Below are 14,340 nucleotides of genomic sequence, written 5' to 3'. Positions count from 1 at the left end.
CCGACGGCCGCCGCTGGGCCGACCGGATCCTCGGCCGGCCCGGGCTGTCGCCGGCGCGCCGCTGCCACGTCCTCGCCGTGGCCTCCTGGGTGTGCCTGATCCAGGGCGACCGCGACGCCGCGGCGGACCACCTCGCGGAGGCCGGTCGACTGCTCGACCTGGCTCCCGTGGCCGGTCCCGGGGCTGCAGGCCCTGAGGACGGCCAGGGCCGGGCCGGCGAGCCGGGGCCCGCTGGGGCCGGTCCCGCCGGAGTGGGCACCGCGGGTCCGGTGTCGCCGGTCCTGCGCGCCTACCTCGACTCGTACGGAGCGCTGCTGCAGCTCTTCGCCGGGGACCTCGACTCGGCCGTCGAGGGCTACCAGCGCTGCATCCCCGTCTTCCTGGCGGCCGGTGCCCAGGCGGACGCCCAGACGGCGCTGTTCCAGCTCGCGATGGCCCAGACCTACCTCGGCCGCCACGAGGAGGCCCTGGACACCTGCCGCCGGGAGATGGCGATCGGCCTGCCTCGCGGCGAACTGTGGGACCGGGCGTACGCCGAATGGGTGACCGGGGTGTGCGAATGGCACCTCGGCCGACTGGACCGGGCCGAGACGGCGGCCGCGAACGCGCTGCGGATCCAGGAATCCTTCGAGGACGGGATCTGCATCGCCCTGGTCCTGCTGCTGATCTCCTGGATCCGGAGCCGGCAGGGCCGTCCCGACGACGCCGAGATCGCAGCCCGGGCGGCCGAGCGGGTGTGGCAGCTGCTGGGGACCCGGGTGGAGGCGTTCGGCCCGCACTACGCGGCCGAGAACGCCCGGTGGGCGCCGACCCGCGGGACCCGCCCGACGGCTTCGACCACGACCGTCCCGTCCCCACGCCCTTCGGCCGTGCCGTCCTCGGCCCTGGCACCGTCGGCCCCGAGCTCCCCGAGCTCCCCGGGCGCGTCGCCCCCGTACGCGCCGCCGTCGACCAAGCTCGGTGCGGTCCGTCGCGGCCTCGACCTCCTGTCCGCGGACGGATCGGCGCCGGAGTCGGCATCCGCGGCGGGCCCGATGGCGGTCGCCGGGCTCTCGCCGCGGGAGAACGACGTCTACCGGCGCCTGCTCGAGGGCCACAGCAACAAGGCGATCGCCGAGGAGCTCGTCGTCTCCCCGCGGACGGTGGAGGGCCATGTGCAGCGGATCCTCGCCAAGCTGGGCCTGGGGTCCCGGGCCGAGGTGCCTGCCTGGCATCGCGACCACGTGGCCGTACGTCCCGACGCCGGGTAGTCGTACGTCCCATACCACGTGGTCGCTCGCCTGATGTCACGTGGTCGCACCCGACCGATGACGTAGTTCCACGCATGCGGGCGGTCACACCCAGACGTGAGGCTGGTCACATCGACAGAGTCGTCGACGGGAAGAAAGGGACCACCCACATGACCGACGCCCGGGCCACCGGCCGCACCACCCCCGCCACGTACGTTGCCCCGACCACGCAGGCTGCGCAGGCCGCCTCGGCCGCGCAGGCCGACATGACCACCGGCGCCCCGAGCGCCACCGACCACGATGTGATCGTCATCGGTGCCGGGTTCGCCGGCATCTATGCGATCCACAAGTTCCGCGACCGGATGGGGCTGGACGTGCTCGGCTTCGACGCCGCCTCCGACGTCGGCGGGACCTGGTACTGGAACCGCTACCCGGGCGCCCGGGTCGACATCGAGAGCGTCCACTACTCCTATTCCTTCGACCCCGAGCTGCAGCAGGAGTGGCACTGGACCGAGAAGTTCGCCGCCCAGCCGGAGATCCTGCGCTACCTCAACCACTGCGCCGACCGCTACGACGTGCGCCGCAGCATCCGTTTCGGCACCCGCGTCGTCGCGGTCACCTGGGACGAGCAGGCCGACCGCTGGCAGGTCACCACCGACGCCGGTGAGGTGCACACCGCCCGCTGGTTCGTCTCCGGCGCCGGCACCCTGTCGGTGCCCAAGACCCCGGACTTCCCCGGCATCGAGACCTACACCGGGCAGATCCTGCTGACCGGCGACTGGCGCGAGGATGTGGACCTGGCCGGCAAGCGGGTCGGCGTCATCGGGGTCGGCTCGAGCGGCATCCAGGCGATCAGCGAGATCAGCAAGGTCGCCGATGCCCTGTACGTCTTCCAGCGCACCCCCAACTACGCCACCCCGATCGGCAACCACCCGACCGACCCGGCCGAGGAGGCCGCGGAAAAGGCCCGTTACGCCGAACTGCGCGACGCCTCCCGGAACCATTTCCTCGGCGTGCCGTACGCCGACGTCCAGCCGTCTGCCCTGGCGGTGTCGGCGCAGCAGCGCCGCGAGGTGTTCGACGACCGGTGGGACCGCGGCGGCTTCCGCTTCTTCATCGACTCCTTCGGCGACATCCTGTTCGACACGGCCGCCAACGACACCGCGGCCGACTACATCCGCGACCGGATCCGCGAGCGGGTCACCGATCCGGCCACCGCGGAGTTGCTCTGCCCGACCGATTACCCGTACGGCACCAAGCGGCCGCCGCTGGAGACCGACTACTACGAGGCCTACAACCGGCCGTCCACCCACTTGGTCGACGTGAAGTCGAACCCGATCGGGACCATCGTCCCGCACGGCGTCCGGCTCGCCGACGGCACCGAGTACGACGTCGACGTGCTGATCCTCGCCACCGGCTTCGACGCCTGCACCGGCCCGCTGCTGGCGATGAACATCACCGGCCGCAACGGCGTACGCCTCGCCGACGAGTGGGCCGACGGTCCGCAGACCTACCTCGGTCTGACCATGGCCGGCTTCCCGAACCTCTACGCCGTCACCGGCCCGCAGAGCCCCTCGGTCCTCTACAACATGCCGCTGGCGATCGAGGACCACCTCGACTTCATCGGCGACGCGATCGACCACATGCGGGCGCACGATCACACCGTGATGGAGCCGACCACGCAGGCGCAGGACCAGTGGGTGTACGAGACGAACGCGCTGTGCGACATGACCCTGCTGCCGACCTCGGCCTCGTCCTGGTACATGGGCGCCAACATCCCCGGCAAGCCTCGCCGCGTCCTCGTCTACCTGGGCGGCGCGCCGCGCTACCGGGCGATCTGCCACAACGTGCAGCGCAACAACTACCGCGGCTTCGCCTTCGCCGCCTCGAGCCGTGCGCTGGGGGCCGCCACCGCATCGTCGGGCACCGCGTCCGGGGCCACCGCGCCGAGTGCGTCATCGTCGGGCACGTCGTCTCCGGCCACGTCCTCTCCGGCCACGTCCTCTCCGGCACTCGACCCGTCGCTGATGTTCATCGTCGAGGCGCTGCGGGCACAGGGCTTCACCGGCTTCCCGGCCGCCGGCGTGGCGGGTGCCCGGGCCGCCGTCGAGGGTTTCGTGGATCTGCAGGCCCCCCGCAAGGAGGTCGGGGCCGTGATCGACCGGGCGTACGGCACCGACCCGGAGCAGCAGCTGCGGATCTTCGTACCCGAAGGGGAAGGGCCGTTCCCGGTCGTCGTGTACGTCCACGGCGGCGGGTTCGTCACCGGCAGCATCGAGGTGGTCGACGAGCCGGCCCGTGACCTGGCCTCGCGGGCCGGGGTCATCGTGGTCGCCGCGACGTACCGCTGCGCGCCGGAGCACCGCTTCCCGGCCGCGCACGAGGACGCGTACGCCGCCCTGCGCTGGACCGCCGAGAACATCGCCGGGTACGGCGGCGCCCCCACCCGGCTCGGGATCGGCGGTGACTCCGCCGGTGGTCTGCTCGCCGCCGCTGCCGCGATCCGGGCACAGCAGGAGGGCCCGCAGCTGTCCGCCCTGCTGCTGGTCAACCCACTGGTCAGTCCGGTCGCCGACACCCCGTCGCGTCAGGACTACGCCGAGGGGTACGTGATCGAGCTGGCCGATCTGCAGTGGTTCGGCGCCCAGTACCTCAACGGTCCCGAGGAGGTGACCGACCCGCGGCTCGCCCTCGATGCCGCCGACCTGACCGGCCTGCCCCCGACGCTGATCCTCACCAGTGAGTACGACACGCTGCGCGACGAGGCCGAGCAGTTCGCCGAACAGCTCATCACCGCCGGAGTGGAGACGAGCGTGCAGCGCTTCGACGGGATGACCCACGACGCCTTCCTGCTGTCCGGCGCGGTCCCGCGGTGCGTCGAGCAGCGGGTGGCCGCGGCCGACTTCCTGCGCCGTGCCCTGGTCGAGGATGCCGGCGAACCGGCCTTTGCCGTGGCCTGACCCCGATCCGCCTGTCCGGCCCCGGGCCATCGAGGTGCTCCGTGGAGATCGGGGTGCTCTGTGGTCGGGGCCGGACAGTCGGGCCGGGCCCGGGGCTACTGGCGTGCTCAGGTGTCACAGGGGCTTCACGCGCGTCGGGGATCGCGGGATGATGGCCACTACCAGCCGAACCGAAGGGGCGCAGTGATGGCCGATCTGAACGTGAACGACATCGCGCGCGAACTCGCCGCGACGGCAGCTGCCGGGGACGCCGGGCGGGCCAGCCACACGCTGTACGGGGGCCACGACAAGGCGCTGCGCCAGACGCTGATCGTGCTGCAGGCCGGTCATGAGCTGGCCGCCCACGAGAGCCCGGGCGAGGCCACCCTGTTGGTGCTGGCGGGTGACGTACGCGTGAGCGCGGAGGCCGGCTCCTGGGAGGGCTCGACGGGCGACCTCATCCCGGTGCCGCCGTCGCGGCACAGCGTGGCAGCGCTCAGCGATGCCGCGATACTGCTGACCGTGGTCAAGTAGATGACCGTGGTCAAGTAGGCCGCCGACCACGACCTCCCCGACCTCGCCCCACGCACAGGGGGACCTCGACTCGCGCACGGTGAAAGGACTCCCGATGACGGGTGCGGGGTGGCAGTTCTGGGTCGACCGGGGTGGCACGTTCACCGACATCGTGGCCCGTCGACCCGATGGTCGCCTGGTGACGCACAAGCTGCTGTCGGAGAACCCCACCCGGTACCGCGACGCCGCGGTGGCCGGGATCCGTGCCCTGCTCGGGACGCCCGCCGACATGCCCGTGCCGGCCGCGCAGGTCGAGGCGGTGCGGATGGGGACCACCGTGGCGACCAACGCGCTGCTGGAGCGCGCCGGGGAGCGTACGTTGCTGGTGATCACCCGCGGGTTCGGCGACGCGCTGCGGATCGGCTACCAGAACCGGCCCCGCATCTTCGACCGGCACATCGTCCTGCCGGAGCTGCTGTACGAGCGCGTGGTCGAGGTCGACGAGCGGGTCACGGCACAGGGGACGGTGCTGCGCGCGCCGGATCTGGACCTGCTGACCGAGCAGCTGCGCCGGGCCCACGCCGACGGGATCAACGCGGTCGCCGTGGTGTGCCTGCACAGTTACCTGTACCCGGCGCACGAACAGCAGATCGGCGCGCTCGCCGCGCAGCTCGGCTTCGGCCAGGTGTCGCTGTCGTCCGAGGTCAGCCCACTGATGAAGCTGGTGCCCCGCGGCGACACCACCGTGGTCGACGTCTACTTGTCCCCGGTGCTGCGCCGCTATGTGGACCGGGTCGCCGCCCAGCTGCGGGGCGTACGGCTGATGTTCATGCAGTCCAACGGCGGGCTGGCCGAGGCGGGGCACTTCCGGGGCAAGGATGCGGTCCTGTCCGGTCCGGCCGGGGGCATCGTCGGCATGGTGCGGATGTCGGCACTGGCCGGGTACGACCACGTCATCGGTTTCGACATGGGCGGCACCTCCACGGACGTATCGCACTATGCCGGTGAGTACGAGCGGGTGTTCACCACCCAGGTCGCCGGGGTGCGGCTGCGCGCCCCGATGCTGGACATCCACACGGTGGCAGCCGGCGGTGGCTCGGTCCTGCACTTCGACGGCGCCCGCTATCGGGTCGGCCCGGACTCGGCCGGCGCCGATCCCGGCCCGGCCTGCTATCGCGGCGGTGGCCCGCTCACCGTGACCGATGCCAACGTGATGCTCGGCCGCATCCAGCCCGCGCACTTCCCGGCGGTGTTCGGCCCCACCGGCGACCAGCCGCTGGATGCCGAGATCGTCCGGCGCCGCTTCGCCGACCTCGCCGACGAGATCCGGGCGGCGACCGGCGATGACCGTACGCCCGAACAGGTCGCCGAGGGATTCCTGCGGATCGCCGTGGCGAACATGGCCAACGCGGTCAAGAAGATCTCGGTCCAGAAGGGCCACGACGTCACCCGGTACGTCCTGACCACCTTCGGCGGCGCGGGCGGGCAGCACGCCTGCGCGGTCGCCGATGCGCTCGGCATCCGCACCGTGCTCGTCCCGCCGATGGCCGGCGTGCTCTCCGCACTCGGGATCGGCCTGGCCGACACCACCGTGATGCGGGAACAGTCGGTGGAGGTCCGGCTCGAGACGGCCGCGCTGGCGCAGTTGGCCGGCGTCGCGGACACCCTCGAGCAGGCCGCGACCGCTGAACTGCTGGCGGAGGGCGTCCCGACCGAGCGGATCCGGGTGGTCCGCCGGATCCAGCTGCGCTACGACGGCACCGACACCGCGATCCCGGTCGACCTTGCCGAGCTCGATGCCATGAGCACCGCCTTCGAGACTGCCCACCTGGCGACGTACTCGTTCCTGATGGATCGACCGCTGATCGCCGGCGCGATCTCGGTGGAGGTGACCGGACTCACCGAGCAACCCGATCTCTCCCACCTCGGGGCCCCGGTTGCCGTCGATGCTCCTGTCCACGCCGAGGCCGACGCTGGCGCTACCGACATCGCTCGTACTGCCCACACCGAGGCCGATGACGCTGCTGACGTCGCCGCCACCACCAGCCCAGGCTCCGCCACCACGGCTGGCGCCACCGCCACCGGTTCATCGGTCACCGCAGGCCCATTCGATGTTGTCCGCGTCCACGTAGGCGGAGAGTGGCGCGACGCCCCGTTGCGGCACCGCGAGCGGATGCGGCCGGGGGAGACGGTGACGGGGCCGGCGATCATCGCCGAGGCGAACGCGACCACCGTCGTCGACGACGGCTGGCGGGCGACGCTCACCGCGTCGGGCCACTTGCTCGCCGAGCGGGTGGTGGCACCCGCGCAACCTGACGCGGGCACCGAGGCCGATCCGGTGCTGCTGGAGATCTTCAACAACCTCTTCATGTCGATCGCCGAGCAGATGGGCTTCCGGCTGGAATCGACCGCGCAGTCGGTGAACATCCGCGAGCGGCTGGACTTCTCCTGCGCGCTGTTCGATCCGTCCGGCGGCCTGGTCGCGAACGCCCCGCACATCCCCGTCCACCTCGGCTCGATGGGCAGCACCGTCAAGGAGGTCATCCGCCGCCGGGGCGCGGCGATGCGGCCCGGTGACGTGTACGCGGTCAACGACCCTTACCACGGCGGCACCCACCTGCCCGATGTCACCGTGGTGACCCCGGTGTTCGACGAGGCTGGCGAGCAGATCCTGTTCTTCGTCGCCTCGCGCGGGCACCACGCTGAGATCGGCGGCGTCACCCCCGGGTCCATGCCGGCGAACAGCCACGAGATCCACCAGGAAGGGGTGCTGTTCGACAACTGGCTGCTGGTGGACGGCGGGCAGGGCGGGCAGTTCCGCGAGGCGGCGACCCGGCGACTGCTGGTCGAGGCCCCGTTCCCGTCCCGCGATCCGGAGGCCAACCTCGCGGATCTGCGCGCCCAGATCGCGGCCAACCAGAAGGGCGTCGACGAGATCCGCGCGATGATCGACCACTTCGGCCTCGACGTCGTCCAGGCGTACATGCGACACGTCCAGGACAACGCCGAGGAGGCGGTGCGCCGCGTCATCGATGAGCTCGGCGACGGGGAATACCGCTACACGATGGATTCCGGGGCGACGATCGCCGTCCGCATCAACGTCGACCGTACGTCCCGCAGCGCGACCATCGACTTCACCGGCACCTCAGCCCAGCTGGACTCGAACTTCAACGCGCCGTCGTCGGTGGTGACCGCCGCGGTGCTCTACGTCTTCCGGACCCTGGTCGCCGACGAGATCCCGCTCAACGACGGCTGCCTGCGCCCGCTGCACCTCGTCATCCCGGCCGGGTCGATGCTCGCCCCGACCTACCCGGCCGCGGTCGTCGCGGGCAACGTCGAGACCTCCCAGGCGATCACCGGCGCGCTGTTCGGCGCGCTGCGGGTGCAGGCCGAAGGGGCCGGGACGATGAACAACGTCACCTTCGGCAATGACCGGCACCAGTACTACGAAACCCTCGGCTCCGGGTCGGGGGCCGGGGACGGCTTCGACGGGGCGTCGGTGGTGCAGACGCACATGACGAACTCACGGCTCACCGATCCCGAAGTGCTCGAATGGCGCTTCCCCGTGCTGCTGCGGGAGTACGCGATCCGGCGGGGGAGCGGCGGCGCGGGACGATGGCACGGCGGTGACGGCGGCGTCCGCCGGATCCAGTTCACCGAGGCCATGACGGTGAGCACGCTGTCCGGGCACCGCCGGGTGGCGCCGTACGGCATGGCGGGTGGCTCGCCAGGGGGATTGGGACGGAACTCTGTCGAGCGCGCCGACGGGAGCGTCGTGGAGCTGGCGGGGTGCGACTCGGTCGAGGTGGGGCCAGGGGACACGCTGGTGATCGAGACGCCCGGTGGCGGTGGGTACGGGGCGCCCCGCTGACGTCGGTCAAGCCTTGCGAAAGTATGGCGGGAGCGGCTGGGTCAGAGATCCGTCGAGCACGCATCACGTCTGGAGCCTGGTGCTGCAAGATGTGCCGTAGGGTGCGGGCTCAGCGCTCGAAGCCCGGTCCAAGAGTCCTACGAAAGAGAGATCGATGACCGGCACCGTGCCAATTACGGGCGAGCTCTATTTACGAGATTACATGTATATCAATTCTCGGCGCGTCCGACTGTTGCTGTCTCAGTTGGCGAATGGTGTTCCTGACAAGGTTCAGACCTCGTGGCAGCGGACTTCGAATGCGGCGCTTGCGGTTGGGGGGATTTCTGTCGGCGGCAATCGTCAAAAAGGTGAGATGGCGAGCGTTGACTTGTCGGACTTAGAGTTTCAAACATTCGAAGATGCGGCAGAACAGGTGGGCTTCTTGGAGGATGTTTCCACCGAAGCCGCCAAGGCGAAGAGGTGGAAGCGAGGTGTTGTTTCGAGGCGCCTATCTCCGGGGAGAATCTTTCGAGTCAGTGGACCACTACGAATCGTTGACACGAAAATTACGTCCGAGCTCTTGACTCAGTGGGACGCGGTTCTCGGGGGTGCGTCTCAAGGTATGTCCGTCCGTCAGGTTATGGGCATGATGGAGTCTATGTATGGGAACTCTGTGATTGTTCGCGCATTTCCTGCCGGGGTTGATCAGGAAACTTGCTACTTTAGTGGGGCACTGGAGGAGCCTGATTCGAATCATTTTGACCGTGCAGGTGCTTTGACTCGCTATGGAACATCGGCACTACCCTGGACGCTTGTTGCTCAAGTTGCGGCAGCCACGCCGCGTGACGATACAACACCCCAAAGGGCCTTTTCGAATGAGGCTTTTGTGGTGGGGGAAAGGCTGGATCGAGTTAAGCTTGAGTCCCTCTTTGATTCACTCCTTCGCTTCATGTCTGACTCCGGGATGATTGAGGCACCTCCGTATCCAGCGGTCTCGGTAATCCCGCTGGCTGTGTATCGCGCTGTAAGTCCGTTTGAAGGGAATTTCGACTGGGGGGACAGCGGGGATGACTGATTTTGTGAAGCAAGGAGCATCGGTCGACTATGGTCTGGGAGTCGCGTGTGACATCTGGACAGCAAGGGAACCCGACGCGGCCTCACCACTCCGCGTGCACCGTGACGCCACCCCGCCGCCGAAGGAGGTCCCTCAGCCCCCGAGGTCCTCGAAAGCTTCCCCGTGCTGCTGCGGGAGCACGCAATCCGGCGGGGAGCGGTGGCGCCGGCCGCTGGCGCGGCTTTGACGGCGGCGTACGTCGGATCCAGTTCACCAAAGCAATGACGGTGAGCACCCTGTCGGGGCATCGGCGGGTGGCGCCGTACGGGATGGGAGGCGTCGTCGCGGCGGCCGTCGTCGTCGGCAGGCATACCGAACGCGGCGGGGTCGGCTGCGGGTTGGACGGCGTGCGCGTCGGTGAACTCGCCGTGCCACATGGTCATTGCGATGAACGGCCCGGCACCGCTGGTCCGGCCTCGTCGAGGAAGCGATCGGCAGGCTGCGGGGCCTCCCGGCCCCGGCCGGCTGACGCCGGCGGCGACCCTTGACCGCCCTACCTGAAAGACCATGACGGCCTGTACAGCCCGCCACCGCGTCGCCATGCGGACCAGTGTCATACCCACCTGCCAGAATCAGGACACAAGGCGGAGATCCCAGTCTCGACAACGATCAGACCCCGAGTGACGAAAGATCGAGGCTAGAGGCAGGTCGAAAGCGTCGATGACGTGGTAGTTGGGCAGGTTGAAGATCACCCTCGCAGCATCATGCCGCGAGCACATAGACTCGATCACAGCTCGTGGCCCAGCCGTGCCGTCCGCTGCCGGCTTTACTCTCTGGGTGGATGTGTCGCAACACCCATCCCAGCGCAAGGCCGCAAACCCCTGCGTCAACGACCCACCAAGGTCAACTGCGAACGGCCGGTAAACTTGCTTCAACGACGCACCATTAGGGCCCCTTGGACTTCGGAACGAAGTGGATAACAACTTTTTAACCCTCAAGAGTCCTTCAGGCCGAGCTCTTTCGTGACAGCGAGGTGAACCTGCATAAGAGCATCTTCTCGTGGCTGAAGGTAGTTGTCTTGGTAACGATAACGGCTTCGTGAACCGCCGCCGCCGCCGCCAACCTCCAACACCCCAACCACAGAGGCCTCGAAGAGTTGCTCCAGCGCCTGCCTCGCTTCGGACTCGTCAAGCCCCTGCGCTCCTGCCTTCTCAAACCAGTCACTCCAGCCAAAACTTCGCCTATTCAGGGCTTTCAGTGTAGCCAGGACACTTGCAAAGTCACTTACACTCGGAGCAATTTCGTCAGTCAACTCGTCTAGGACATGTCGACTAAAACGGGATTCGCTAGCATAAATATCTTCGGCGAGAACCGATTCGTGACCTGCGCGCTTGGCCTCCTCCAATGCGAACGAAGCATAGGCAAAAATATCACGCGGTCGACCCATGGTCCGCTTCAATATATACGTGCTAGAACGGGCCCGTTGCCTCATTTCCCCATCAAAGAAAACTGAGTACCAGTCAGCAGATTCGTCTCCTGAGCTTGACTTGATTCGGGCCTCGATGACAGTAACCAACTGCTCATCAGCCCAAAGTAGATATCCAATATCTTGGCTCATCTTATTTCGGTCATTGAATGAAACCTGCTGCCAGATGTCAGTTCGCAAGAATAGAATCACGGTAGCTGACGCCGCTGCCCGAGGAATCAGGTTCACAGCCGAACCGCTTTCAGTGCCCCGCGATAATATCTTTCGCTTCAGGAGTCCCGTCCCAAACGTCATCAATTCTGTCAATAAGAACAGTCACCGGCCGTCGGGAGACTAGCGTCTTTGCCAGCTCCTCAAGTTTCACTACGGCGGCAATGAAGTCTGCGCCGACGAACCTCTCCTTGCTCTCCTCAAGCTCTAGACCGCCAAGCGATGCAACACCCCCCAGTTCAGGAAGATCGACTCGCTTGACACGCTTGAGCCAGCCCAATATTTGAGCAAACCCTCCACGCTTATCCGCAACCTGCAGATCGTTCAAGATCGACTTGAAGGCTCGTCTTTCACCACCTTTCAATTCTGGCTCAAGTGAGCCAGTCAGAGCCATGTAAATCAGCATCTTCCAAGCGGTAACATAGGACCCGGAGTCTGCAACACCAGCCTCGCGGAGAGCTGCGTGAACAGAGAAGAGGTATTCATTTAGGTCGAGGTCCACAACCTTCGCATCAAGACTCGCCTTGAGATGAACAAAGAGAGCTGTCTTTCCTGAACCCTTGCGACCCAGAACGAGCTGCTTGCCATTTCCCGCACTCGCCGCGGAACCAGTCTCGACAAAGTAGTCGATGAGTTTCGAGTCACTCTCAGCATCGAACCTCCCGAAATCAACTGATTGTAGGTTCACATAATCCCCTTATTCGCATTTCTTAAACAAAGCCTACTTCATATTACTTGACAGTACTCGACGGCCGATCCTGCCTCCATGCGTTCGCTCGAGCCAGTAGGAAGGGCTGGGGCCTACCGTTATCTGCGGCTGTCAAAGGGCACAGTACTCGTCAACACATGCTTCACGCGCCACAGAATCACGCTATGGCTTGAAGGTCGTTCGAACGGCCGGACAGCCTCGATTTTGGGGTCGTGTCGGGCCTTGCCACGCTGCGAGGATCACCCGGTGAGCGTGATTCTGCCGTAAGGACGTGACGACTGGCCCGTCCTCGTCACGGGGCTGGGCGGGGTGCCACGGGCCGAGCCGGTGCAGTGTTGGCCAGGCGGTCAGCGGGCGACAACCCGACCAAGACGGGATGCTGAGCTTCAGCCGTCCAGCAAGATCACCCTGTGGGAGACCGTCGGCGCGTACAGGTACGCGTTCAAGGACATGGACACCCGTGGCTCGATGATTAGCCTGCCCCTTTCATGGGGGTGCGTCTTGAGTGCTGGGCCGGAGATGTGAAAGGTCGGCGTGTGCAGGAAAACAGGCCACACCTGGAAGAACGGCACCACGGTCAGGTTGAAGGATGGCACCGTCAAGGTTGTGCCACCATTGGAGCGCCTCTCGACCCGGGTGATCTCTGCCAGGTTCCTGTCCGAGGAGGAGCGGGTCCAGATCGCCGACTTGGCCGCCACGGGCCTTGGCTCGACCGCGATCGCGGCGAAGTTGGGGCGGGCGGCCTCGACGATCAGTCGCGAGTTGCGCCGCAACCTGCACCCGTCTGGCCAGTACCGGCCCTTCCACGCCCATGCGGTCGCCGCCCCCCCGCCGAGAGTGATCGCGCTCATAAGACCGAGGAGTCCGTCCCACTGCTCATAGAGGCCGTGGCGGCACCGACCCGATAATCCTGAATGCGAGACGGCATGCCAGAGCATTCACTAGCGGTGACGGGTCGCGACACGCACGGCGGAGCGCTTCCGTCCACGACTTTTCAGTTCGTAAGCGAACCCCGGCCTTCAGGAGGAAATGATGGACTGGTATCGGTCAAGGTTGCTCGAGTCCTCTTTATCTAGGCCGTTTGGTCGAGCGCTCGCTCCTTGCGTCGGTTGATCGCGAGGCGCAATCTCGGTACTTGTGAGTCAGGCCAAACTCGACTCCCTTGCCGTTGTCTGACTTGAGAGAGCGGAACACCTTCAGGATGATAGTCTTGCTTTGCCGTTTATGCCGCCAAGCATGTCATGTCCGGCCTAATGACGATGCGTTCCTTGTTTATAGAGTTGCGGAAGAAGTCTTAAACGCTACAACTTCGAGCCGCAGGTTCCTGCTGGGCGCCGAGATTTCCAATTTGCTTATATCGCAGCATTGCATACGCCAGCGATTCTGTGAGAAGGTCTGGGGTGTGGGTCCTTGCGTCCCGTCAATGGAGAGACTGGCCGGCTGGCTCTACGTCGGTTGCTTCGAGGCTCGTCAGGACGACGCGCGGCTGACCATATTCAAATCCGTGGAATTATGGTGTGGAAGCTTTTCATGCTTGAGGTTGACGACCTTTGTTGTCGTCACTCGCGAGTAAAGTGGCCGGCGCTTCGCTGCTGCTATAGACTCTTTCAAGGTGGCGAAGGAAGCGCCTGTTTCTCACGTCAAACTCGAAGACGATGAGACGTTTGGCCTGATTTAGTGCCTCTTTGGTGTTCGAGTTGTGGGGTTGGATGTTCGCGATTCCAAGATCGGAGAGGTATACAGTTGTCCCCCACCCGCGACCAGGTGCGACAATGGTGTCTCGCCGCAGTACCTTGCCGCCCGCGATGTGCAACGAGGGCTGTCCTATGATTTCTGAAGTTTTGTTTGTAAATTGAATGTGGACACGATCTTGATAGGGGGTTTTTTCGGGCTTCAGGGTGTAGCGAAGGGTGCAAAGGTGGGCCGTTGAGATCGCGGCTCGGGATTCATTGCGGCTATCCTCACGGTACCTATGCAGCGTGAATATTCCAGCTGCAATGGCGACGCCAACACCCCCGAGCCAAGTTCCTATAGCCTCGAAGAGGTTGACGTTGAATCTGCACGACGCTCCACAGGTGCTCCATCCTCCGAATCCCCAACCGAGAATGAAGGCGAGTGCGGTCAAGTAGGGGGTCCAGTGCATTGGATTTCCGTCCGGGGTGTTTCGCATGGCCTCCGTCACTCGTGTCGTGTGGAATAGATGGTCGTTAACGTGCTATGGACACTGCCTGGAAGGTTGTGGCAGGTTTGTGACCGAAACGCTTTGGCTTCGTGTGCGAGGAATGGGTCTGCCCGGTTGACGGCGTGTTCTTCCCATTCCCGTCGCGGTCCAAGTTTCCTGCGATTCTTA

Annotated in this window: 9 protein-coding genes and 1 pseudogene; 7 read left to right on the top strand and 3 right to left on the bottom strand. The window is 66.0% G+C overall.

Annotation, left to right across the window (positions count from 1 at the left end; all coding sequences use genetic code 11):
* The 6 genes from VB059_RS02365 to VB059_RS14505 form a co-directional block, all read left to right on the top strand.
* Window positions 1-1,250, top strand: a 1,250-nt coding sequence (locus VB059_RS02365) for a helix-turn-helix transcriptional regulator (RefSeq protein WP_323420423.1), incomplete at its 5' end; no start/stop codon positions are given.
* A gap of 149 nt (window positions 1,251-1,399) precedes the next feature.
* Window positions 1,400-4,189 (top strand): flavin-containing monooxygenase, encoded by a 2,790-nt coding sequence (locus tag VB059_RS02360; protein WP_323420422.1) that lies wholly within the window; start codon window positions 1,400-1,402, stop codon window positions 4,187-4,189.
* Window positions 4,190-4,375: 186 nt separating this feature from the next.
* A complete protein-coding gene (locus VB059_RS02355) occupies window positions 4,376-4,702 on the top strand; it encodes a LuxR family transcriptional regulator (RefSeq protein WP_323420421.1) in 327 nt (108 codons plus the stop codon).
* A 94-nt stretch (window positions 4,703-4,796) separates the two neighbouring features.
* Window positions 4,797-8,552, top strand: a complete 3,756-nt coding sequence (locus VB059_RS02350) for a hydantoinase B/oxoprolinase family protein (protein WP_323420420.1) — start codon at window positions 4,797-4,799, stop codon at window positions 8,550-8,552.
* Between the two features lie 154 nt (window positions 8,553-8,706).
* On the top strand, window positions 8,707-9,606 hold the full coding sequence (locus tag VB059_RS02345; protein ID WP_323420419.1) for a hypothetical protein: 900 nt from the start codon (window positions 8,707-8,709) through the stop codon (window positions 9,604-9,606).
* Window positions 9,607-9,635: 29 nt separating this feature from the next.
* Window positions 9,636-10,133 carry a hydantoinase B/oxoprolinase family protein gene (locus tag VB059_RS14505; RefSeq protein WP_416339478.1) on the top strand — a complete coding sequence of 166 codons (498 nt, stop codon included), beginning with the start codon at window positions 9,636-9,638 and terminating at the stop codon, window positions 10,131-10,133.
* A gap of 446 nt (window positions 10,134-10,579) precedes the next feature.
* On the opposite strand, the gene VB059_RS02340 is transcribed toward VB059_RS14505, so the two are convergent.
* Window positions 10,580-11,365 carry a P-loop ATPase, Sll1717 family gene (locus tag VB059_RS02340; protein WP_416339477.1) on the bottom strand — a complete coding sequence of 262 codons (786 nt, stop codon included), beginning with the start codon at window positions 11,363-11,365 and terminating at the stop codon, window positions 10,580-10,582.
* A complete protein-coding gene (locus VB059_RS02335; protein WP_323420417.1) occupies window positions 11,313-11,969 on the bottom strand; it encodes a P-loop ATPase, Sll1717 family in 657 nt (218 codons plus the stop codon). Before VB059_RS02335 ends, VB059_RS02340 begins: the two co-directional genes overlap by 53 nt.
* Window positions 11,970-12,617: 648 nt before the next feature.
* On the opposite strand from VB059_RS02335, the pseudogene VB059_RS02330 reads away from it, so the two are divergent.
* Window positions 12,618-12,764 (top strand): annotated as a pseudogene (locus tag VB059_RS02330) (helix-turn-helix domain-containing protein); the annotation flags it as partial.
* A 754-nt stretch (window positions 12,765-13,518) separates the two neighbouring features.
* Here the strand turns inward: VB059_RS02330 and VB059_RS02325 are convergent.
* Entirely contained in the window at window positions 13,519-14,160 is a 642-nt protein-coding gene (locus VB059_RS02325; RefSeq protein WP_323420416.1) for a hypothetical protein, read from the bottom strand.
* Between the last annotated feature and the right edge of the window lie 180 nt (window positions 14,161-14,340).

Source organism: Raineyella sp., from assembly GCF_034933565.1.
Lineage (GTDB): Bacteria > Actinomycetota > Actinomycetes > Propionibacteriales > Propionibacteriaceae > Raineyella.
Note: the sequence above shows the minus strand (reverse complement) of the source record. Positions and strands in the feature narration are given on the sequence as shown.

Coding starts and splice junctions, on each gene's coding strand:
- VB059_RS02345 (WP_323420419.1), top strand. CDS start 8,707: ATGACCGGCACCGTGCCAATTACGGGCGAGCTCTATTTACGAGATTAC.
- VB059_RS02355 (WP_323420421.1), top strand. CDS start 4,376: ATGGCCGATCTGAACGTGAACGACATCGCGCGCGAACTCGCCGCGACG.
- VB059_RS14505 (WP_416339478.1), top strand. CDS start 9,636: ATGGTCTGGGAGTCGCGTGTGACATCTGGACAGCAAGGGAACCCGACG.
- VB059_RS02350 (WP_323420420.1), top strand. CDS start 4,797: ATGACGGGTGCGGGGTGGCAGTTCTGGGTCGACCGGGGTGGCACGTTC.
- VB059_RS02325 (WP_323420416.1), bottom strand. CDS start 14,160: ATGCGAAACACCCCGGACGGAAATCCAATGCACTGGACCCCCTACTTG.
- VB059_RS02340 (WP_416339477.1), bottom strand. CDS start 11,365: ATGACGTTTGGGACGGGACTCCTGAAGCGAAAGATATTATCGCGGGGC.
- VB059_RS02360 (WP_323420422.1), top strand. CDS start 1,400: ATGACCGACGCCCGGGCCACCGGCCGCACCACCCCCGCCACGTACGTT.